The organism is Bradyrhizobium sp. 6(2017), from assembly GCF_011058295.2.
GTDB lineage: Bacteria > Pseudomonadota > Alphaproteobacteria > Rhizobiales > Xanthobacteraceae > Bradyrhizobium > Bradyrhizobium septentrionale.
Genome location: NZ_CP049289.2, coordinates 9,215,890 through 9,237,676 on the forward strand (window position 1 = coordinate 9,215,890; position 21,787 = coordinate 9,237,676).

Sequence of the window (21,787 nt, forward strand, 5' to 3'; positions counted from 1 at the left end):
GATGACACAGACCACATCCAGGACACCCGCCGGTACCAAGCGCCCGATCGCTATCGCAGCGGCGCTCGTCGGCGTTGCCGTGACGCTCGGCGCCTGCCAGCACGCCGCCGACAACAGTTTCGCGATGGACGCCCCCGCCGACTATCGCCAGCGTCATCCGATCTCGGTGACCGAGGCTGATCGCTCGATCGTGGTGTTCGTCGGCCGCAGCCGCGGCGGCCTGACCGCGGATCAGCGCGCCTCGGTGATGGAGATGGCAGGGGACTGGATGCGCGAGGGAACCGGCGCCGTGACGATCGACGTTCCGGTCGACACGCCGAACGCCCGGCCCGCCCAGGAATCCCTGCGCGAGATCCAGGCCACCTTCGCCGCCGCCGGCGTGCCGCCGCGCGGGATGCTCGTTCGCAAATATCACCCCGACGATCCGCGGATGATGCCGGCGATCCGGGTGAACTATCCAAAGATGAAGGCCACCGCGGGGCCGTGCGGCCTCTGGCCGGACGACCTCGGCCCGTCGATCCACAACAGGGCCTACATCGAGAACCAGCAGTACTACAATTTCGGCTGCGCCAATCAGCGCAACCTCGCCGCCATGGTCGAAAACCCGTCTGACCTCGTGCAGCCGCGCGCGGAGACCCCTGCCTACACGTCGCGTCGCAATATCGCCTTTGACAAGTATCGCAAGGGCACCACCACCGCCACGACGTATCCCGAGTCCGACAGGGCCAAGCTAAGCGATACAGGAAAATGATCACCTACGCGCAGCAAAACTCCGAAGAGCAGCCGGACGCCACGTCGCAAGCCGTGGACGACCATATTGCTCCGGCGCCACGGGTTTCGGTTCAGGCGTTCTGCGAAACGGTCGAGACCGCCGCCGCCGTGCAGTCGGCCGGCGAGGATCGCCGGCTGGCCAAGGCTCACCTCAAGATCCAGATGGGCGGCATGGCCGCCGCCGTCGAGGCCTATCGCTCGGCGCCAACGCCCAACGTCATCATCCTCGAGACCGAGGGCCGCGGCGACATCCTGACCGGCCTCGATCAGCTCGCCACGGTCTGCGATGCCGGCACCCGCGTGGTCGTGATCGGCCGCGTCAACGACGTCACGCTGTATCGCGAGCTGGTGCGCCGCGGCGTCAGCGACTATGTGATCGCGCCGGCCCATGCAATCGACGTGGTGCGCGCGGTCTGCAACCTGTTCTCGGCGCCGGAAGCCAAGGCGGTCGGCCGCATCGTCGCCGTCGTCGGCGCCAAGGGCGGCGTCGGCGCCTCGACGATTGCCCACAATGTCGCCTGGGCGATCGCCCGCGATCTGGCGCTGGATTCCGTTGTCGCCGACCTCGACCTCGCGTTCGGCACCGCCGGCCTCAACTACAACCAGGATCCGGCGCAAGGCATCGCGGACGCCGTGTTCTCGCCGGACCGCGTCGATACCGCCTTCGTCGACCGCCTGCTGTCGAAATGCACCGACCATCTGAGCCTGCTGGCGGCGCCGGCCACGCTCGACAAGGTCTACGATTTCGGCGCCGAAGCGTTCGATGCGATCTTCGATACGCTGCGCACCACGATGCCCTGCATCGTGCTCGACGTACCGCACCAATGGTCTGGCTGGACCAAGCGCGCATTGATCGCGGCCGACGACATCCTGATCGTGGCGGCGCCCGATCTCGCCAATCTGCGTAACGCCAAGAACATGTTCGACCTCCTGAAGGCGTCCCGGCCCAACGACCGCGCGCCGCTGTACTGCCTCAACCAGGTCGGCGTGCCGAAACGGCCGGAGATCGCTGCGGGCGAGTTCGCCAAGGCGATCGAAAGCCAGCCGATCGCCGCAATCCCGTTCGATCCGCAGATCTTCGGTTCGGCTGCCAACAACGGCCAGATGATCGCGGAAATCTCCGCCAATCACCGCGCGGTCGAGATGTTCCTGCAGATGGCGCAGCGGCTGACAGGCCGCGGCGAGACCAAGAAGCCGCGGGGGTCCTTCCTGTCGCCCCTGCTCGAAAAGCTGCGGTCCAAATAGTGGCCCGCGTGGAGTCAAGACGTCGTGTTTGGTAAGCGTAGCGGAAACGATGGGGACGTGCGGGCACCCAAGCCCGCCTTTCAGGCGCCGGAGCCCGCCGGCGCGCCGCCGATGGCGCGCGAGTCCGTCGCGCCCACGATCTCGTCACCGCCGCTGGCCCCGGCCAAGCCGCCGCCGGCTCCAATCGTCGAAGCCCGCCGCTCGGACAACTATTATCAGGTCAAGGCGACGATCTTCGGCGCCCTGATCGAGGCGATCGACCTTGCCCAGCTCGCCAAGCTGGACAGCGAGTCCGCGCGCGAGGAAATCCGCGACATCGTCAACGAGATCATCGCGATCAAGAACATCGTGATGTCGATCGCCGAACAGGAAGAGCTGCTCGACGACATCTGCAACGATGTGCTCGGCTACGGACCGCTGGAGCCCTTGCTGTCGCGCGACGACATCGCCGACATCATGGTCAACGGCGCCGGCACCGTGTTCATCGAAGTCGCCGGCAAGATCCAGCGCACCGGCATCCGCTTTCGCGACAACCAGCAGCTGCTCAACATCTGTCAGCGCATCGTCAGCCAGGTCGGCCGGCGCGTCGACGAATCCTCGCCGATCTGCGACGCCCGCCTCGCCGACGGCTCGCGCGTCAATGCCATCGTACCGCCGCTGGCGATCGACGGGCCTGCGCTGACCATCCGCAAATTCAAGAAGGACAAGCTGACGCTGGACCAGCTCGTCAAGTTCGGCGCGATCACGCCGGAAGGGGCGACCATCCTGCAGATCATCGGCCGGGTCCGCTGCAACGTGATCATCTCAGGCGGTACCGGCTCCGGCAAGACCACGCTGCTGAACTGCCTGACCAACTATATCGAGCACGACGAGCGCATTATCACCTGCGAAGACGCCGCCGAACTCCAGCTGCAGCAGCCGCATGTGGTGCGGCTGGAAACCCGGCCGCCGAACATCGAGGGCGAGGGCCAGGTGACGATGCGCGAACTGGTGCGCAACTGCCTGCGTATGCGCCCGGAGCGGATCATCGTCGGCGAAGTCCGCGGACCAGAGGCGTTCGACCTGTTGCAGGCGATGAACACCGGCCACGACGGCTCGATGGGCACGCTGCACGCCAACAATCCGCGCGAAGCACTGTCGCGCTGCGAATCCATGATCACGATGGGCGGCTTCTCGCTTCCGTCGCGCACCATCCGCGAGATGATCTGCGCCTCGGTCGACATCATCGTGCAGGCTGCGCGCCTGCGCGACGGCTCGCGCCGCATCACGCACATCACCGAGGTGATGGGTATGGAAGGCGATACCATCATCACCCAGGATGTCTTCCTCTACGACGTGGTCGGGGAAGACGCCAACGGCAAGATCATCGGCAAGCACCGCTCGACCGGCATCGGCCGGCCACGCTTCTGGGAGCGTGCGCGCTACTACAATGAAGAGAAGCGGCTTGCGGCGGCGCTCGACGCCTCCGACGCGCCGGCGCCGGTCTAGGGGAACGCAGGATGCAGACGCAAACCGTTGCCCTGGCCTTCCTCGCCGCCACGACCGTGGGCGGCATCGCCTGGGTCTTCCTTTATCCCTACCTGTCGGGAGAGAAGAAGGCCGAGTCGCGCCGCGCATCGGTGGCGCGCAGCGAGCCTGCAGCAGCACGAAATGTCGACCGCACGCAACGCTCGCGCCGCGAGCAGGTCGAGGGATCGTTGAAGGAGCTCGAGGCGCGGCGGCAGAAGGACAGGAAAGTCCCGCTCGGCATGCGCATCTCGCAGGCCGGACTGGAATGGTCCGAGCAGAAATTCTGGATAATCTCCGGAGCCCTCGGCCTGTTCGGATTCGGCGCGGCATTTCTGGCCGGCGGAGGCATGCTCGGCGCGGCCGGCATCGGGTTTGCCATGGGTCTCGGCGTACCGCGCTGGCTGCTCGGCTGGCTGAAGAAGCGGCGGGAGAAGGCCTTCCTGCGGGCGCTGCCCGACGCCGTCGACGTCATCGTGCGCGGCATCAAGGCCGGCCTGCCGCTGTTCGAATCGCTCAAGGCGGTCGTCAACGACGCATCGGAGCCGTTGCGCAGCGAGTTCCTCGCGATCATCGAGACCCAGGCGATCGGCATGCCCCTCGGCGAGGCCTGTTCCCGGCTCTATGAGCGCATGCCGCTGCCGGAAGCAAACTTCTTCGGCATCGTGATCGCGATCCAGCAGAAGTCCGGCGGCAATCTGTCGGAAGCGCTCGGCAATTTGTCCAAGGTGCTGCGCGACCGCAAGAAGATGGCCGAGAAGATCCAGGCGATGTCGATGGAAGCCAAGGCCTCCGCCGCCATCATCGGCTCGCTGCCGCCGATCGTGATGATCCTCGTGTTCCTCACGACCCCCGACTACATCGCGCTGCTGTGGACCAACTCGATGGGCCAGCTGATGCTGGTCGCCTGCGCCGTCTGGATGTCGATGGGCGTGCTGGTGATGAAGAAGATGATCAATTTCGATTTCTGACGGTGCAGCATGATTGATTTCCTTATCGCCAAGCTCCACGACGTCAGGTTCATGACCATGCTGCTTGCCTTCTTCGCGGCAAGCGCGACGGTCTACACACTGGTGATGCCGCTGCTCGCCGGCGGTGATCTCGACAAGCGCATGAAGGCGGTCGCCAGCGAGCGCGAACGTCTCCGGCAGCGCGAACGCGATAGGCTCTCCAAGTCGGAGAAGGTGACGCTGCGGCAGACGCCGAAGCAGGCCGTTTCCAGGATGGTCGATGACCTCAACCTCACCAAATGGCTGGCCCAGGAAGCGGCGCTCGACAAGCTGGTGATGGCCGGCTATCGCGGCCACGCCCCGTACGTCTATTTCCTGGCAGCCCGCGCGGCGACGCCGGTCGTGATGCTGCTCGCCGCGATCATCTATACGTTCTTCATCGCCGGCGCGACCTGGTCGCTCACGCTGAAGATCGGCATTTGCGTCGGCGCGGCCTATGCCGGCCTCCAGGCCCCGATGCTGTTCCTGAAGAACGCGATCTCCAAGCGTCAGCTCCAGATCAAGCGTGCCTTCCCTGATTCGCTCGACCTGCTGCTGATCTGCATCGAGTCGGGCATGTCGGTCGAGGTCGCCTTCCGCAAGGTCGCCAACGAGATCGTCGGACAGTCGGTCGCGCTGTCGGAGGAGTTCGCGCTGACGACCGCGGAATTGTCCTACCTGCAGGACCGCAGGACCGCCTACGAGAATTTGGCGCGCCGCACCGGGCTCGAGGGCGTGAAGTCGGTGTGCATGGCCCTGCAGCAATCCGAACGCTACGGCACGCCGCTCGGCCAGAGCCTGCGCGTGATGGCGCAGGAAAACCGCGACATGCGCATGAACGAGGCCGAGAAGAAGGCGGCTTCACTGCCGCCCAAGCTGACCGTGCCGATGATCCTGTTCTTCCTGCCCTGCCTGTTCATCGTGATCCTCGGGCCGTCCTACATCAAGATCGCTACGATGCATTGAGCGGCGCCGCCGCGCCGACCGCCTTCTCCTTCCCCCTGAAAGGGGGAAGGCCGGCATGGGGGTCAGCCACAGGCGACGCTGCCCGTGGAGAGAGATGATCCCCACCCGCTTTGCTCTGACGAGCAAAGCGACCTCCCCTTTTCAAGGGGAGGTATGGAAGTTGCCGTGTTGGCTAGTCGTCCTTGGCGACGACAGGGGCGGCGCGCGATGCGGTTCGCGGCCCGTCCTTGCGGTTCAGCATGTCGCGGAGATAGGCGACGTTGGCCGCCGCCTCGTCTGCCGGCAGGTCGGCCTTGACGATGGTTTCGGCCTCCGCGAAGCGGCCCTGAAGGCCGACCACGAGCGCAAGGTTCTGCCTGATACGGGTGTCGGCGCGGGCGCTGGCATAGGCCTGGCGCAACGTCTCTTCCGCTTTCGGCAATTCCTTGGTCAGCATGTAGGACAGGCCGAGATTGGACAGCACCGACGGCTCGTCCGGAGCCAGCCGCAGCGCGCTTGCGTAATAGCGCCGCGCCTCCTCGTGCCGGTTCATCTTGTCGAGCGTGGTTCCCTGCACCGACAGGATCCGCCAGTCCGGATTGTCCGGGCTGTGGGCGCGGCTCAGCACATCGAACGCAGCCTGCGAATTGCCGTTGTCGGCCAGCGCGCGGCCATAGGCGGCGAGCAGCGTCTTGTTGCCGGGATTGGCGATCGTGGCCTGCTCCAGCATGGCGCAGGCCTGCGAGCGCTGTCCGCTCATGCGCAACGCCTGGCCGTAGGCGATCGCGGCGTCGACATCCTTGGGATTCTTGCGATAACGCTCGCCATAGACTTCGGCGGCACGGCGCGGATCATCGGGCACCGGATCCGACTTGGACGCAATCGATCCCGTCACGTCAGACATGGTCTGGCAACCGCCAAGGCCAGCGGCGAGGACCGCCACGAGGGCCGCGGAAGCGAGATGCCGGGTCAAATTGGACTGTCGACACATGGCACTGTGACTCACGAAATCAGGCGAATGGATCCAGCCGAGCGTGCCAGCAATAGACTGTTAACCCTAACGTCTGGTTAACTGGGCGGGCCCGGTTCCGTTTCCGCACGTCGCGTGAACCGCTCGTGCGCTACCATCCACCGCGAAAGGCGTGTAGTAGCCACCCACGACGCCAGAACAGCCGAGAGCCGCATGCCATCCGTGTTCGAGACCGCAACCGCCGCCGCCGTCACACCGATCACCTTCGTCACCAAATCGACATGGGATGCGGTCCGGAGCGAACTGCCGGCGGCGGCGCGCCAGTTCGCGGAGGCGAATGGCTTTGAGGCCAAGCCCGGCAAGTCCCTCGCCTTGCCGGCCGCCGACGGCAGCATCGCGCAGGTGCTGTTCGGCCTCGAGGACGCCAGTGGCCGATCGCCCGATCCGTTCAGGGCCGGCGCCCTGCCCGGCCTGCTGCCGCCGGGCGTCTATCGCTTCGCCAACGCGCCGCATGACACGCGGCTCGCCGCGCTCGCCTTCGCGCTCGGCTGCTATCGCTTCGCTCGCTATCGCACCAACAAGACGCCGGAGGTTCGCCTGGTGCTGCCCGACGGCGTCGATGCCGCCGAGATCACACGGATGGCGGATGCGGCGACGCTCGCGCGCGACCTCATCAACACGCCGTCCAACGACATGGGGCCGGCCGAGCTCGCCGAGGTGGCCCGCGACCTCGCGACACGGTTCGGCGCCGACTTCACTTGCATCAGCGGCGACGAGCTGGCGCAGAATTTTCCGCTGATCCACGCCGTCGGCATGGCATCGACCCGCGCGCCGCGGCTGATCGACCTGAGCTGGGGCGATCCGGCCCATCCGAAGGTGACGCTGGTCGGCAAGGGCGTCTGCTTCGACACCGGCGGGCTCGATCTCAAGCCGTCCAGCGGCATGCTGTTGATGAAGAAGGACATGGGCGGCGCCGCCAACGTGCTGGCGCTGGCGCAGATGGTCATGGACGCGAAGCTGAAGGTGCGGCTGCGCGTGCTGATCCCGGCGGTCGAGAACGCGGTCGCCGGCAATGCGTTCCGCCCGCTCGACATCTTCAGGTCGCGCAAGGGCATCACCGTCGAGATCGGCAACACCGACGCCGAAGGACGGCTGGTGCTCGCTGACGCGCTGGCCCTTGCCGACGAGGAGCAGCCCGATCTGCTGGTCGATCTGGGCACGCTGACCGGTGCGGCGCGCGTGGCGCTGGGCCCGGATTTGCCGCCGTTCTACACCAATGACGAGACGCTGGCCGGCGACGTCGCAGCCCATGCGAAGCGCGAGAACGATCCGCTGTGGCGCATGCCGCTGTGGCCGGCCTACGATGCCTGGCTCGACTCCAAAACCGCCGACATCACCAATGCACCGTCAGGCGGTTTCGCCGGCTCGATCACCTGCGCGCTGTTCCTGCAGCGCTTTGTCGAGCAGGCGAGAAGCTGGCTGCATGTCGACATCTACGGCTGGACGCCATCCGCAAAACCCGGCCGCCCCGAAGGCGGCGAGTGCCAGGCCGCACGCGCAATCTATAAATTGTTGAGCCAGCGCTATGCATGATGTCAGACTGACGCCGGCCCGCGACGACGTCGCCGCAAAATATCTGGAGGGCAAGGTCAAGGCCGCGCGCTTCGTTGACGGCGAGGTATTCGAAGTCAGCGACGCCATCGCCCCGTTGCGTCATGCGCCTGCGGCCGATGCCGAGCAGATGACGCAGGCGCTCAAGGGCGAGCGCGTCACGGTGTACGATCGTAATAGCGAAGGCTGGGCCTGGGGCCAGCTCGCCGATGACGGCTATGTCGGCTGGATCCCCGAGGCCGCGCTGACCAAGCCCGGCGCGACGCCGACGCACAAGGTGGCGGTGCTGCGCACGCTGGCGTTTCCGGGGCCGTCGATCAAGCTACCGCCGGTCGAGGCGCTGGCGATGGGCACGAAGCTTGCGATCGTCCGCGAGGACGGTCCGTTCGCGGTGACCCGCGAGGGTTGGCACCTGCCGCGCCGGCATGTTGCGCCGCTCGACGCGATGGCGCCGGATTCTGTCGCGATCGCCGAGCAATTCGTCGGTGCGCCCTATCTGTGGGGCGGCAAATCGAGCCTCGGCATCGACTGCTCCGGCCTGGTGCAGATCGCGCTGACCGCCGCCGGCACCGGCTGCCCGCGCGACAGCGACATGCAGCAGGAAGGGCTCGGCCGCGAATTGACCGCGGCGGAATCAAAGCATCTGCAACGCGGCGACCTGATCTTCTGGAAGGGCCATGTCGCCATCGCGCGCGATGCGACCACAATCGTGCACGCCAACGCGCATCACATGGCAACGGCAGTGGAGAACACGCAGGCCGCCATCGCGCGGATCAAGGCCGCCGGCAGCGGCGTCCTGGCGATCAAGCGGCTTTAGCGAGATGTCGTAGGATGGGTAGAGCGCAGCGAAACCCATCAGGCTGCAACCGCGTGGCCCGATGATGGGTTTCGCTTCGCTCTACCCATCCTACAACAGCTACAGAGTTACGTCGCCACGGCCGCCCCGCCGGCCGCTTCGATGCGGAAGGCGGCGGCGAACAGCGCACGGGTGTAGTCGCTCTTGGGGTTCTTGAAGAGCTCGGAGGCCGGCCCCTCCTCCTCGACCTTGCCGGATTTCATCACGATCAGATGGCTCGCGAGCGAGGCCACCACGCGCAGATCGTGCGAGATGAACATGTAGGTGAGGTCACGCTTGCGCTGCAGGTCGCGCAGCAGGTCGACCATCTGGGCCTGGAGCAGCATGTCGAGCGCACTGGTCGGCTCGTCCAGCACGACGAAGTTCGGCTCCAGCACCACCGCGCGCGCGATCGAGATGCGCTGGCGCTGGCCGCCGGAGAACTCGTGCGGATAGCGGAAACGCCACTCGGGATCGAGGCCGACATCCTTGAGCGCCTTGATCACCCGCACCTCGCGCTCCTCGCGCGACAGCTGCTTCTGGTGCACTTCAAGCCCCTCGGCGATGATGTCAGCCACCGACATGCGCGGGCTGAGCGAGCCGAACGGGTCCTGGAACACGATCTGCATGTCGAGGCGGAACGGCAGCATCTGCTTGAAGCGCAGGCCCTGGATGTCCTTGCCGAGGAACACGATCGGACCATCCGACGAGATCAGCCTGAGCAGCGCGAGCCCAAGCGTGGTCTTGCCGGAGCCGGATTCGCCGACCACGCCGAGCGTCTCGCCCTTGCGCACGGCGAGACTGACGCCATCGACCGCCTTGATGTGGCCGACGGTCGAGCGCAACAGCCCGCGCTTGATCGGAAACCAGACCTTGAGATTGTCCGTCGATATCACGACCGGCGCATCGGGCTGCGGCGGCGCCGGGTCGGGCTTCGGCTCGGCCGCTAGCAGCGCCTTGGTATAGGCGTGCTTCGGCGCGGTGAAGACCTGCTCGACCGGGCCCTGCTCGACGATCTTGCCGCTGTTCATGACGCAGACCGTGTCGGCGATACGGCGGACGATGCCGAGGTCGTGGGTGATGAACAACAGGCTCATGCCGAGCCGCGCGCGTATCTCCGCCAGCAAAGCCAGGATCTGCGCCTGCACGGTGACGTCGAGCGCGGTGGTCGGTTCGTCCGCGATCAACAGATCGGGCTCGTTGGCGAGCGCCATCGCGATCATCACGCGCTGGCGCTGGCCGCCGGACAATTGGTGCGGATAACTCTTGAGCCGTGTCTCCGGCTCGGGGATGCCGACCTGGCCCAATAGCTCCAGCGTCCGCTCCCTCGCCGCCGCACCGCTAATGCCGCTGTGCAACGACAGGATCTCGCCGATCTGGGATTCGATGGTGTGGAGCGGATTGAGCGAGGTCATCGGCTCCTGGAAGATGATCGAGATGTCGTTGCCACGAATCCCGCGCATCTCGCGTTCCGACGATCCCAGGAGATCGCGGCCCTTGAAACGGATCGCCCCGGAGGGATGTGACGCCGCCGGATAGGGCAGCAGCCTCAATACCGACAGCGCGCTAACCGATTTTCCCGAGCCGGACTCGCCCACCAGCGCCGTGCATTCGCCGCGCTTGATCGAGAAGGAGACACGATCGACCGCAAGCGAGCGGCCGAAGGCGACGGAGAGGTCGCTGACGTCGAGCAGAGGCTGATTGGTCGCGTCCATGCGTCAGCCCTTCGAGAATGTCTTGCGCGGATCGAAGGCGTCGCGCGCGGCTTCGCCGATGAAGATCAGGAGCGACAGCATGATCGCAACCGAGAAGAAGCCGGTGAGGCCAAGCCACGGCGCCTGCACGTTGGCCTTGCCCTGCGACAGCAATTCACCGAGCGAGGGCGAGCCGGGTGGCAGGCCGAAGCCGAGGAAATCCAGCGCCGTCAGCGTCATCACCGAGGACGAGACGATGAAGGGCAGGAACGTCATGGTCGCGACCATCGCGTTCGGCAGCAAATGGCGGAACATGATCACGCGGTTGGAGACGCCGAGCGCGCGCGCCGCCTGGATGTATTCGAAGTTGCGGCCGCGCAGGAACTCGGCCCGCACCAGGCCGACCAGCGAGACCCACGAGAACAGCAGGAGGATGCCGAGCAGGATGAAGAAGCCCGGCGGCAGCACCGCCGAGATGATCAGCAGCAGATAGAGCGAGGGGATCGCGGTCCAGATTTCGATGAATCGCTGGAAGCCAAGATCGATCCAGCCGCCGAAATAGCCCTGCACGCCGCCGGCGGCGATGCCGATGATCGAGGACAGGATGGTCAGCGTCAGGCCGAACAGCACCGAGATGCGGAAGCCGTAGATCAGCCGCGCGACGACGTCGCGGCCCTGATCGTCGGTGCCGAGCCAGTTGTATTCGAGGTCGCGGCAGCCGGTCAGGCCCTTGCGCTTCACCACGTCCTTGCACTGCGCTTCGGTCAGGAGCCAGGTCGGCTTCGACGGCACCGCGGTCGGCGGGTCGAGGTTGCGGCTGTCGTAGGAGTAACGGATCGGCGGCCAGATCATGCTGCCGCCCTTGGCGGCGATCTGCTTCTGCAAGTACGGATCGCGATAGTCGGCCGCGGTCTCGAAGTCGCCGCCGAAGGTGGTCTCTGCGTAGGTGAACACCACCGGCCAGTAGAGACGGCCGTCATATTTGACGACCAGCGGCTTGTCGTTGGCAATGAAATTGGCGAACAACGACAGCACGAACAGCACGAGGAAGATCCAGAACGACCAGTAGCCGCGGCGGTTGGCCTTGAAGTTCTGCCAGCGGCGCTTGTTGAGCGGCGACGGCGCAAAGCCGTGACGCGTGGCGGGCACGGCCTCGCCGAGCGGCGATTGCGTCGTGGTTTCGACCGGCTGGGGCGCGAGCATCGTCATCAGACCTCCCGCGCCTCAAAGTCGATCCTGGGATCGATCCACATATAGGCGAGGTCGGACAGCAGATTGACCACCAATCCGACCAGCGAGAAGATGAACAGCGTTCCGAACACCACCGGATAGTCGCGGTTCAAGACGCTCTCGAAGCCGAGCAGGCCGAGCCCGTCGAGCGAGAAGATGGTCTCGATCAACAGCGAGCCGGAGAAGAACGCGTGGATGAACGCGCCCGGGAAGCCCGCGATCACGATCAGCATGGCGTTGCGGAAGATATGGCCGTACAGCACCTGACCCTCGCTGCAGCCCTTGGCGCGCGCGGTCATCACATATTGCTTGCGGATCTCGTCGAGGAACGAGTTCTTGGTGAGCAAGGTCATGGTGGCGAAGGCGCCGAGCGCCATCGACACCAGCGGCAGCGTCAGATGCCAGAAATAGTCGATGATCTTCCAGTACCAGGGAAACTGCGCCCAGCCGTCCGAGGTCAGGCCGCGCAGCGGGAAGATGTTGAGGAACGAGCCGCCGGCGAACAGCACAATCAGGAGGATCGCAAACAGGAAGCCCGGTATCGCAAAGCCGACGATGATCACGGCCGAGGTCCAGGTGTCGAACCGCGACCCATCCTTGACCGCCTTGCGGATGCCGAGCGGGATCGAGATCAGATAGGTCAGCAGCGTCATCCAGATGCCGAGCGACATCGAGACCGGCAGCTTTTCCTTGATCAGCTGCAGCACGCTGACGCTGCGGAAATAGCTGCTGCCGAAGTCGAAGCGCGCAAAATTCCACACCATCAGCGCGAACCGCTCCGGCGCCGGCTTGTCGAAGCCGAACTGCACCTCGAGCTTCTTGATGAAATCCGGATCGAGTCCCTGCGCGCCGCGATATTTCGAGTTGGTGGCACCGGCTGCGCCCGCGCCCTGGCCGCGCTGCGCGCCGAAATCGCCGCCGCCACCCGACACGCGCGAAGTGCCGCCGGTGTCGGCGCCGTTGATCTGCGCGATGACGCGCTCGACCGGCCCGCCTGGCGCGAATTGCACGACCACGAAGGAGACGAACAGGATGCCGAGCAGCGTCGGCAGCATCAGGAAGATACGTCGGGCGATATAGGCGCTCATCGGCTATTTCTTCGCCTGTTCGAGCTTTGCGGCCTTGGCCGCATCATACCACCAGTTCTCTGGCGCCCCGACGCCCTGGGTATATTTCGCCAGCTTCTCGGTATGACCGAACTGGTCCCAATAGGCGACCGGATGCGTGTTGCGGTACCATTGCGGCACCCAGTAACGGCCGGCGCGGAACACGCGGTCGAACGCACGGCAGGCAATCGTCAGCTCCTGGCGATTATTGGCGCCGATGATCTTCTCGATCAGGGCATCGATTGCGGGATTGGCGATACCTGCGAGATTGTAGGAGCCCTTGGTCTTCGCCGCCTGCGAGGAGAAGAACGGCCGCATGCTGTCGCCAGGTGTCGCCGAAAAGTTGAAGCGCTCCATGGTCATGTCGAAGTCAAAATCTTCCACCCGCGCGCGGCGCTGCACGGCGTCGACGAGGCGGAATGTAGCCTCGATGCCGAGCGTGCCGAGGTTCTTGATGTAGGGCCCATGGTGCGGCTGCAGCGAGGGCTCATCGTTGAGGAATTCGATGGTGAGGGGCTCGCCGTTCGGCAGCACGCGCTTGCCGTCCTTGATGACGCAGCCGGCCTCGTTGAGCAGTTGTACCGCCTTGCGCAGCAGCGCGCGGTCCTGGCCGGAGCCGTCGGACATCGGCGGCACGAAGGGCAGGCCGAACACCTCGTCGGGCACCTGGCCGCGGAACGGCTCGAGCAGCGCAAGCTCTTCGGGCGGCGGCGGTCCCTCGGCCACCATGTCCGAATTCTGGAACGGCGACACGGTGCGCGCATAGGCATCGTACATGATGGTCTTGTTGGTCCACTCGAAGTCGAAGGCGTAGATCAGCGCCTCACGCACGCGTGGATCCTTGAACTTGTCGCGGCGCGTGTTGATGAACCAGCCTTGCGCGCCGGACGGCGTGTCGTCCGGTAGCGTCTCGCGCTTGACGCGGCCATCCTTTACCGCGGGGAAATCGTAGCGCGTCGCCCAGACGCGCGCGGTGAACTCCTCGCGGAACAAATAGCTCTTCGAGGTGAAGCCCTCGAACGCCACATCGCGGTCGCGATAGAATTCATAGCGTACGGTGTCGAAATTGTAGCTGCCGCGATTGACCGGAAGGTCGGCGCCCCACCAATCCTTGAGGCGGTCGAATTCGACGTAGCGGTTGACCTCGAACCTGCCGACCTTGTACGGCCCCGAGCCGAGCGGCGTATCGAGCGTCGATTCCTCGAACGATCGTGCCGCGTAATAGGCCTTGGAGAAGATCGGCAGGCCCGCGACATAGAGCGGCACGTCGCGGGCGCGGCCCGCTGCGAAGGTCACCACCACAGTCGCGTCATCGGGCGCCTCAGCCTTGACGAAGTCGCGCAGCTGCACCTGGATCAGCGGGTGACCTTTTTCCTTCAGCGTGTTGAGCGAGAAGGCGGCGTCCTGCGCCGTCAGCTTGGTGCCGTCATGGAAGCGCGCCTCGGGACGCATGGTGAAGCGATAGGTCAGCTTGTCCGGCGAGATCTGCACCGACTTCGCGGCATAGCCGTACATCGCATCGGGCTCGTCATTGGCGCGCGACATCAGCGTCGCGAACGTCATGTCCATGCCCTGCGCGCCTTCGCCCTTCAGGACATAGGCGTTCAACGAATTGAAGGTGAAGTAGGACTGGTTGTAACCGCGCACCCACGGAATCACCGAGAACGCGCCACCCTTCGGCGCTTTCACATTGACATAGTCGAACTGCTGAAAATCCGCCGGATATTTCAGGTCGCCGAACACCGACATGCCGTGCATCTCGGTTCCGTTGTCGGCTGCCGCCGGCGCAGCACGCAATCCTGCAGCACTCAATGCACCGATGCCGAGACCGAGTGCGTGCCGACGGGTAAACAGCGCCATGCGCGAATCCTTAATCTTATGAACGCTTGAGCTTGGCCGCTCTGTCGGCGTCGTACCACCAGATCGCCGGGAATCCCGATTGGCCATATTTGGGCAATTCTGCCGGACGGCCGAAGCGATCCCAGCGCGCTGTACGCACCTTCGGATAATTCCATTGCGGAACGACGTAATGGTTCCATAGTAACACGCGATCGAGCGCCTTCGTCGCGGCAACGAGATCTTCGCGATCCGTCGCAAAAATCACCCGCTCGATCAGTTTGTCGACCACCGGGCTCTTGATGCCGGCAATATTGCGCGATCCGGCGTTGTCTGCAGCCTTCGATCCCCAGTATTCGCGCTGCTCGTTGCCGGGTGACAGGGATTCCCCCCAAGACGCGACCACGATGTCGAAATCCCAACTGCGAAGCCGATTTTCGTATTGGATCGGGTCGATCGTGCGCACTGTGATCGAAAATCCGAGCCGCTCGAGTGCCGGCTTGTAGGCCAGCATGATCCTTTCGAAATTCGGATCCTCACTCAACAGTTCGATAGAGAACGGTTCTCCGCTCTTGGAATCCACGAGCTTCCGGTCTCGTACTTCGTAGCCGGCCTCCTTGAGCAGACGTGATGCTTCGCGGAGATTTTCGCGCACGGCCTCGGGATTGCCACCGACCGGGTTGGTATAGACCGTTGTGAATGCTTCGGCTGGCACCTGATCACGCAGTGATTCAAGGATGGCAAGTTCCTTGCCTTGCGGCAGCCCAGTCGCCATCAATTCCTCGGCGCCATCAAAGTAGCTAATGATGCGCTTGTATTGGCCGAAGAACAGTAGTTTGTTGACTTCCTCGAAGTCGAACGCGTAGTTCAGAGCCCGGCGAACACGCGGATCCTTGAATTTGGCACGGCGCTGATTCGGAACAAAGGCCTGCATGACGCCTGAACTGCGGTTCGGAAACTCTTCCAGCACCACACGCTTGTCGCTGACGGCCGGAAAATCATAGGCAGTCGCCCATGCCTTCGCGCTGTTCTCCAAACGCCAATCGATCTGATCGCCCTTGAATGCCTCGATCGCAACCGTCGGATCCCTGAAGTACTCGTAGCGAAGTTCGTCGAAGTTGTTGCGCCCCACGTTGATCGCGAGGTCGCGCGCCCAATGGTCCTTGACGCGTTCCAGAGTCACGGTCCGTCCTGCGACAAACTCCTTGATCCGATACGGTCCCGACCCAAGCGGCTGCTCCAGCGTTGTCGCGGAGATATCGCGCCTGCGGCCTTGGCCATCGGTGCCTTCCCACCAGTGCTTGGGCAAGATCGTGAGTTGGCCCACGATCTGCGGCAATTCGCGGTTACCTGGCATATCGAAGACGAATTTTACTTCATGATCGCTAAGCTTCTCCGCTCTCACCACATGGCTGTAATAGGCGGAAAACATCGGGTGATGCGCCTTGAAGGCGTCGAGCGAGAAGATCACGTCTTCCGGAGTAACCGGTGCTCCGTCATGCCACTTTGCCTGAGGGCGCAGACGGTAAACGACGTAGGAGAAGTCGTCGGGGTAACTTGCGGCCTCCGCCAGCGATCCGTACTCCGTTGAGACTTCGTCGAGCGAAGCCGTCGTCAGCGATTCATAAATGAAGGCCACAGCGCCTGCGATGGAGCCTTTCACACCCGAGACGACGATGTTGAAATTATCAAAAGTGCCAATTGAGATTTGCCGGACAAGACCTCCCTTCGGTGCATCCGGATTGACGTAGTCAAATCGCTTGAAGTCAGCCGCGTATTTGACGTTGCCGAAGAGCGAGAGGCCGTGTCGCCATTTAAGCCCGTTGGGGGCGTCGTCGGCGAGCGCCGGCGTGATCGCCGAGATGCCGGGGTTAAGTCCGAGCGCCGGAGCCATTGCCGCCAGTGCGCTGCCTTGAAGTAGGTGTCGTCGGGTGATCGCCAAATTCGCTCTTCCTGCTTGCGGCCCCGCTTACATGGGACCCAATATAAGGCAACGGTTCGACAAATTACGTTGCTTTTTCCTCATGATGTCAGCCCGGGAACAATATCGGTGCGGCGAAACGTCCCGATAACAACTCTGCGACAGCAGATTCCGCATGCGAAAACGGCCAGGCATTGCCTGGCCGTTTCATCCACATGCTTGCGCGAAGCAAATCGTTACTTCGAAGCGGTCGGGATCGGAGCCGGATGCTCCGAGTTCGAATTTAGATAGGCGATGATGTCGGCGCGCTCGCTGTCCTTCGGAACGCCGGCGAAGCCCATCGCGGTGCCCGGGATGAAGCCCTTCGGATTGGTCAGGAACTTGTTGAGGTCGTCGAAGCTCCAGTTGCCGCCCTTGGCCTTCATGGCCGCCGAGAAATTGAAGCCACGGCCTTCGCCCCTGGCCTCGTTCACGACGCCGAACAGGTTCGGACCGACGCGGTTGGGACCGCCCTTCTCGAAGGTATGGCAGGCCTGGCACTTCTTGGCGGCCGCCGCGCCCTTCTCGACCGAGGCGGTCTGCAGCAGCTTCTCGATCGGCTCGGATGCGGCCGCAGCCGCCTCGCCGCCACCATGGGACTCTTCCTTCACCGCGATCTCAAAGCCCGGCTTTTCCGGCAGCTTCGCGGAAAACACCGATCCGGCGGCAAAGCTCATCACCAGGACGACGATGCAGGTGCCGAGAAGCGCACCGAGAATTTTGTTGAGTTCGAAGGAGTCCATTTCGGGTCAGGCTCCGGGCCTTGAATGTCGACTTCAGGCCGGGAATTACGGCCGCGGGAAAGACCTGGGAATCGGCCTTATCGCACCGCCCCAAGCAGGGTTGAGATATCGGTTTGCCCGCGCTCTGGCAACCCGTATAAACGCGCCGAATTCAACCTCCTCCCCGCCAATTTCCGCAGGCCGGACGGGCCCCGACACGAATGACCCAATCCCGCACCCTGGTGCTGATTCCGGCCCGCATGGCCGCCACCCGACTGCCCGGCAAGCCGCTGCTCGATATCGCGGGCGCGCCGATGATCGTCCACGTGCTGCGGCGGGCCGAGGAGGCCGGGATCGGCCGGGTCGCGGTCGCCACCGATGCGGTCGAGATCGCTGAAGCGGTGAAGGCTGCCGGCGGCGAGGTCGTGATGACCCGCGCCGACCATCCCTCCGGCTCGGACCGGATTCATGAAGCAATGACGACCCTCGACCCGGACGGCCGTGCCGAGATCGTGGTCAATCTGCAGGGCGATTTTCCGACCATCACCTCTGAGACCATCCGCAGCGTGATGCCGGCGCTCGACGATCCCGCGGTCGAAATCTCGACCCTGGCCTCGCGCATCCATACCGAGGAGGAGGATCGGGCCCCCAGCGTCGTCAAGGCGGTGGGCTCGCCGATCGGGGCAAATCGTTTGCGCGCGCTGTATTTTACCCGCGCCACGGCGCCCCATGGCGACGGACCGCGCTACCATCATATCGGCCTCTACGCCTACCGCCGGGCCGCTTTGCAGCGCTTCGTGGCGCTGCCGCCCTCGCCGCTGGAGCAGCAGGAGAAGCTCGAGCAGCTGCGCGCGCTGGAGGCCGGGATGCGGATCGACATCACCATCGTCGACACCGTCCCGCGCGGCGTCGACACCCCGGCCGATCTCGAAACCGCCCGCAGAATACTTTCCAAAGCCTGACCGGGTGCTAAAAGGCGCCGCAGGAAAGAACCCATGACCAAGAAGCTGAAAATCGCATTCCAGGGCGAGCCTGGCGCCAATTCCCATATCGCGATCGTCGAGGCCTATCCCGACGCCGAGCCGATGCCCTGCGCGACCTTCGAGGACGCGCTGGCCGCGATCGCCTCGGGCGAGGCCGATCTCGGCATGATCCCGATCGAGAACTCGGTCGCCGGCCGCGTCGCCGACATCCACCATCTCTTGCCCGCCTCGGGCCTGTTCATCGTCGGCGAATGGTTTTTGCCGGTCCGCCACCAGCTGATGGCGGTCAAGGGCACCAAGCTCGCCGACATCAAGAGCGTGGAGAGCCATGTCCATGCGCTCGGCCAGTGCCGGCGCATCATCCGCAAGCTCGGCATCCGGCCGATCGTCGCCGGCGATACCGCCGGCAGCGCCCGCGATATCTCCGAGCGCGGCGACAAGAGCGTTGCGGCGATCGCCTCCCGCCTCGCCGCCGAGATCTATGGCCTCGACATTCTCTCTGAGGACATCGAGGACGAGGCCCACAACACCACCCGCTTCGTGGTGCTGGCGCGCGAGGCCAGATGGGCGGCGCAGGGCTCGGGGCCGCTGGTCACCACTTTTGTGTTCCGGGTGCGCAACCTGCCGGCCGCGCTCTACAAGGCGATGGGCGGCTTTGCCACCAACGGCGTCAACATGACCAAGCTCGAGAGCTACATGGTCGACGGCAATTTCTTTGCCACGCAGTTTTACGCGGACGTCGACGGCCATCCTGACGACCGCGGACTCGCCTTTGCGCTGGAAGAATTGAAATTCTTCTCGCGCGAATTCCGCATCGTCGGCGTCTATCCCGGCCATCCGTTCCGCGCCACCTTCAGCGAGAAGGCGGACTGAGTCGCACGCACTGTCCTCCATACGTCGTCCCGGCCTAGTGCGCAATTGCGCACGGGGGCCGGGACCCATAGCCACCGGCTTGGGTTGTGGGAGGGATAGCGGCCCCAGCGAAGCGTAGCAACTTTGATTCGTGGTAATGGGTCCCGGCCCCCGTGCGCAATTGCGCACTAGGCCGGGACGACGATCATTACGCGGCTTCCTTTTTCGTAAGCCCGAACGCCTCGGCAAGCAGGCTGTAGGACTTCTTCCGCGCGTCGTGATCGTAGACCGCGGTGATCACCATCAGCTCGTCCGCCTGGCTCGCCGCGAGCAGCGGCTGCAGCTTGGTCATCACGGTTGCAGGGCTGCCGACGAACAAGCGGGCGCGGTTGCGCGCGATCGAGGCACGCTCGGCGTCGGTGTAGGGATAGGCTTGCGCCTCCTCGACGCTCGGCAGCGGCAGATACTGGCCGCGGTCGCGGCGCAGCCGGTTGAGGTCCATCGACATCGCGAGTTGCTCGGCTGCCGCGTCGGTCTCCGCCGTGACGACCGCGACCGCCAGGATCGATTGCGGCGTGGCGCGCCAGCCCGACGGCTTGAAATGCGCACGGTAATTCGTCATCGCCGCAACAGCGTCATGGGTTGCGAAATGATGCGCGAATGCAAAGCCCATCCCGACCTGCGCGGCGAGCTCGGCGGAATAGTCGCTCGAGCCCAGCAGCCAGATCGGCGGCAGCGGCGAATCATCCGGCATCGCCACGACATTGTTGTAGGGATGGCCGGCCGGGAAATCGCGCGTCTCCCACAAGGTCAGCTCATGCAGCCGCTCGAGGAAATCGTCGCCCTCGCGGCGATCGAGCCGGCTGCGCAGCGCGTAGGCCGTAGCGCCGTCGGTGCCGGGCGCGCGGCCGAGGCCGAGATCGATCCGGCCGGGAAACAGCGCCTCCAGCATCTTGAAGCGCTCGGCGATCACCAGCGGCGCATGGTTGGGCAGCATCACCCCGCCGGAGCCGACGCGGATATGCTGCGTCACCGCCGCGATCTGCCCGATCATCAGATCGGGCGCCGGGCTCGCGACGGAGGCGAGGTTGTGGTGCTCGGCGAGCCAGTAGCGTGTGTAGCCGAGACCATCGACATGGCGCGCCAGGTCGATGCTGTTGCGGAGCGCAGCGGCTGGCTTGGTACCGGTGGTGACGACGGACAGATCGAGGACGGAGAGCGGAATCATGGCCGTCAACCTAGTGTGGCGCCACGGGGCGACAAAGGCCCCGGCCGCGCAGGGCAGTCCCGCACCCGAAGGTCGGCACTCGCCGCGACGGATTTTGGGACGAAATGAAACGATTCATTGACACAGCTTACTGCCCACAACTGATTTCGACCCCAAATCAATGCAAGATCCCTATTTTATATAGATAATTCAACAAACTGATCGCTCAGTACGTCGGACAGACGCCTGCCCATTATCCGCCTTATGTGGTCAATTTTTGTCGCATCAGCGTATCCAATGGGCAATTTCCCATATCCGATGGGCTGTTTGATCCAACCCATTTGGCCTATCTTGCGCAGATCATATCCAGGCCAGACGTCTGCCCTCCAGTTGCGGAGCCCTTGCGTATCATGACCGAGACGATTTCCTCCGTGCCGAACGGGTATCGTGCGTCAAAGACGCCGAAAATCTCCTTCGAGTTCTTCCCGCCGAAGACCGAGGAGATGGAGCGCAATCTCTGGGAGACCATCAACCGGCTGGCGCCGCTGACGCCGAACTTCGTCTCGGTCACCTACGGCGCCGGCGGCTCGACCCGCGAGCGCACCCATTCCACCATCAGTCGCATCCTGCGCGAGACCGATCTGCTGCCGGCCGCACATCTGACCTGCGTCAGCGCCTCGCGCGGCGAGATCGACGACATCGTCGACCGCTACCATGAGGTCGGCGTCCGCCACATCGTGGCGCTGCGCGGCGATCCGCCCGGCGGCATCGGCACGCCCTACTTCACCCATCCCGACGGCTACCAGAGCTCGGCCGAGCTCGTCGCCGCCATCAAGAAGCGCCACGCCGACATCGAGATCTCGGTGTCCGCCTATCCCGAAAAGCATCCGGAAGCCGCTGACTTCGACGCCGACATCGACACATTGAAGGCCAAGGTCGACGCCGGCGCGACGCGCGCGATCACCCAGGTGTTCTTCGACAACGACCTCTACCACCGCTATGTCGACAGGGTGCGGGCGCGCGGCATCGAGATTCCGATCGTGCCGGGCATCATGCCGATGCACAATTTCAAGCAGGGCCGCAATTTCGTGACCCGCGCCGGCACCAGCGTGCCGGACTGGCTCGCCGAGAAGTTCGAGGGCCTCGACAACGACGCCGAGACCCGCAAGCTGGTCGCGGCCACCGTCGCCGCCGGTCAGGTGCAGAAGCTGTTCAAGCACGGCGTCGACACCTTCCACTTCTACACCATGAACCGCGCGGACCTCGTGTTCGCGATCAGCCATTTGCTCGGCATCCGGCCGAACGGTGCCCAGAAAGCTGCCTGA

Annotated in this window: 18 protein-coding genes; 10 read left to right on the forward strand and 8 right to left on the reverse strand. The window is 64.4% G+C overall.

The genetic code is table 11. The annotated features are described in order from the left end of the window. Position 1 precedes the first annotated feature (1 nt). The 5 genes from G6P99_RS43830 to G6P99_RS43850 are packed head-to-tail and all read left to right on the forward strand — an operon-like array spanning position 2 to position 5,477. Positions 2-751 carry a CpaD family pilus assembly protein gene (locus G6P99_RS43830; protein WP_029077758.1) on the forward strand — a complete coding sequence of 250 codons (750 nt, stop codon included), beginning with the start codon at positions 2-4 and terminating at the stop codon, positions 749-751. Then, entirely contained in the window at positions 748-2,016 is a 1,269-nt protein-coding gene (locus G6P99_RS43835) for an AAA family ATPase (protein WP_029077759.1), read from the forward strand. Before G6P99_RS43830 ends, G6P99_RS43835 begins: the two co-directional genes overlap by 4 nt. A 24-nt stretch (positions 2,017-2,040) precedes the next feature. Next, positions 2,041-3,504 carry a CpaF family protein gene (locus G6P99_RS43840; protein WP_029077760.1) on the forward strand — a complete coding sequence of 488 codons (1,464 nt, stop codon included), beginning with the start codon at positions 2,041-2,043 and terminating at the stop codon, positions 3,502-3,504. An 11-nt stretch (positions 3,505-3,515) separates the two neighbouring features. After that, positions 3,516-4,493: a type II secretion system F family protein gene (locus G6P99_RS43845; RefSeq protein WP_029077761.1), complete on the forward strand. Its 978-nt coding sequence runs from the start codon at positions 3,516-3,518 to the stop codon at positions 4,491-4,493. Positions 4,494-4,502: 9 nt separating this feature from the next. Continuing rightward, entirely contained in the window at positions 4,503-5,477 is a 975-nt protein-coding gene (locus tag G6P99_RS43850; protein WP_029077762.1) for a type II secretion system F family protein, read from the forward strand. 172 nt (positions 5,478-5,649) lie between these two features. Here G6P99_RS43850 and G6P99_RS43855 read toward each other — a convergent pair whose 3' ends face one another. Continuing rightward, on the reverse strand, positions 5,650-6,447 hold the full coding sequence (locus tag G6P99_RS43855) for a tetratricopeptide repeat protein (protein WP_029077763.1): 798 nt from the start codon (positions 6,445-6,447) through the stop codon (positions 5,650-5,652). Between the two features lie 192 nt (positions 6,448-6,639). Here G6P99_RS43855 and G6P99_RS43860 point away from each other — a divergent pair, with 192 nt between their 5' ends. Together G6P99_RS43860 and G6P99_RS43865 are read left to right on the forward strand one after the other, a co-directional pair. Continuing rightward, positions 6,640-8,019 carry a leucyl aminopeptidase family protein gene (locus G6P99_RS43860; protein WP_029077764.1) on the forward strand — a complete coding sequence of 460 codons (1,380 nt, stop codon included), beginning with the start codon at positions 6,640-6,642 and terminating at the stop codon, positions 8,017-8,019. After that, positions 8,012-8,854, forward strand: a complete 843-nt coding sequence (locus G6P99_RS43865) for an NlpC/P60 family protein (protein ID WP_029077765.1) — start codon at positions 8,012-8,014, stop codon at positions 8,852-8,854. Before G6P99_RS43860 ends, G6P99_RS43865 begins: the two co-directional genes overlap by 8 nt. Positions 8,855-8,961: 107 nt before the next feature. Here the strand turns inward: G6P99_RS43865 and G6P99_RS43870 are convergent, their stop codons facing one another. The 6 genes from G6P99_RS43870 to G6P99_RS43895 form a co-directional block, all read right to left on the reverse strand. Then, positions 8,962-10,587 carry an ABC transporter ATP-binding protein gene (locus tag G6P99_RS43870; RefSeq protein ID WP_029077766.1) on the reverse strand — a complete coding sequence of 542 codons (1,626 nt, stop codon included), beginning with the start codon at positions 10,585-10,587 and terminating at the stop codon, positions 8,962-8,964. Positions 10,588-10,590: 3 nt separating this feature from the next. After that, positions 10,591-11,775, reverse strand: coding sequence for an ABC transporter permease (locus G6P99_RS43875; protein ID WP_029077767.1), 1,185 nt, complete (start codon positions 11,773-11,775; stop codon positions 10,591-10,593). Continuing rightward, positions 11,775-12,884: a microcin C ABC transporter permease YejB gene (locus G6P99_RS43880; RefSeq protein WP_029077768.1), complete on the reverse strand. Its 1,110-nt coding sequence runs from the start codon at positions 12,882-12,884 to the stop codon at positions 11,775-11,777. The genes G6P99_RS43875 and G6P99_RS43880 overlap by 1 nt, the downstream gene beginning before the upstream one ends. A gap of 3 nt (positions 12,885-12,887) precedes the next feature. Next, complete coding sequence (locus G6P99_RS43885; protein WP_029077769.1) at positions 12,888-14,762, reverse strand: extracellular solute-binding protein; 1,875 nt, start codon at positions 14,760-14,762, stop codon at positions 12,888-12,890. Positions 14,763-14,778: 16 nt separating this feature from the next. Then, a complete protein-coding gene (locus G6P99_RS43890; RefSeq protein ID WP_029077770.1) occupies positions 14,779-16,680 on the reverse strand; it encodes an extracellular solute-binding protein in 1,902 nt (633 codons plus the stop codon). Positions 16,681-16,895: 215 nt separating this feature from the next. Next, complete coding sequence (locus G6P99_RS43895) at positions 16,896-17,441, reverse strand: c-type cytochrome (protein WP_029077771.1); 546 nt, start codon at positions 17,439-17,441, stop codon at positions 16,896-16,898. A 200-nt stretch (positions 17,442-17,641) separates the two neighbouring features. On the opposite strand from G6P99_RS43895, the gene G6P99_RS43900 reads away from it, so the two are divergent. Then, entirely contained in the window at positions 17,642-18,382 is a 741-nt protein-coding gene (locus G6P99_RS43900) for a 3-deoxy-manno-octulosonate cytidylyltransferase (protein WP_029077772.1), read from the forward strand. 33 nt (positions 18,383-18,415) lie between these two features. Next, entirely contained in the window at positions 18,416-19,276 is an 861-nt protein-coding gene (locus G6P99_RS43905; protein WP_029077773.1) for a prephenate dehydratase, read from the forward strand. Positions 19,277-19,463: 187 nt separating this feature from the next. Here G6P99_RS43905 and G6P99_RS43910 read toward each other — a convergent pair whose 3' ends face one another. Beyond that, the gene (locus tag G6P99_RS43910) at positions 19,464-20,483 is read right to left on the reverse strand and encodes an LLM class flavin-dependent oxidoreductase (RefSeq protein WP_165126510.1); all 1,020 of its coding nucleotides are present in this window, start codon (positions 20,481-20,483) and stop codon (positions 19,464-19,466) included. Positions 20,484-20,872: 389 nt separating this feature from the next. Here G6P99_RS43910 and metF point away from each other — a divergent pair, with 389 nt between their 5' ends. Then, positions 20,873-21,787 (forward strand): methylenetetrahydrofolate reductase [NAD(P)H], encoded by a 915-nt coding sequence (metF, locus tag G6P99_RS43915; RefSeq protein ID WP_029077775.1) that lies wholly within the window; start codon positions 20,873-20,875, stop codon positions 21,785-21,787.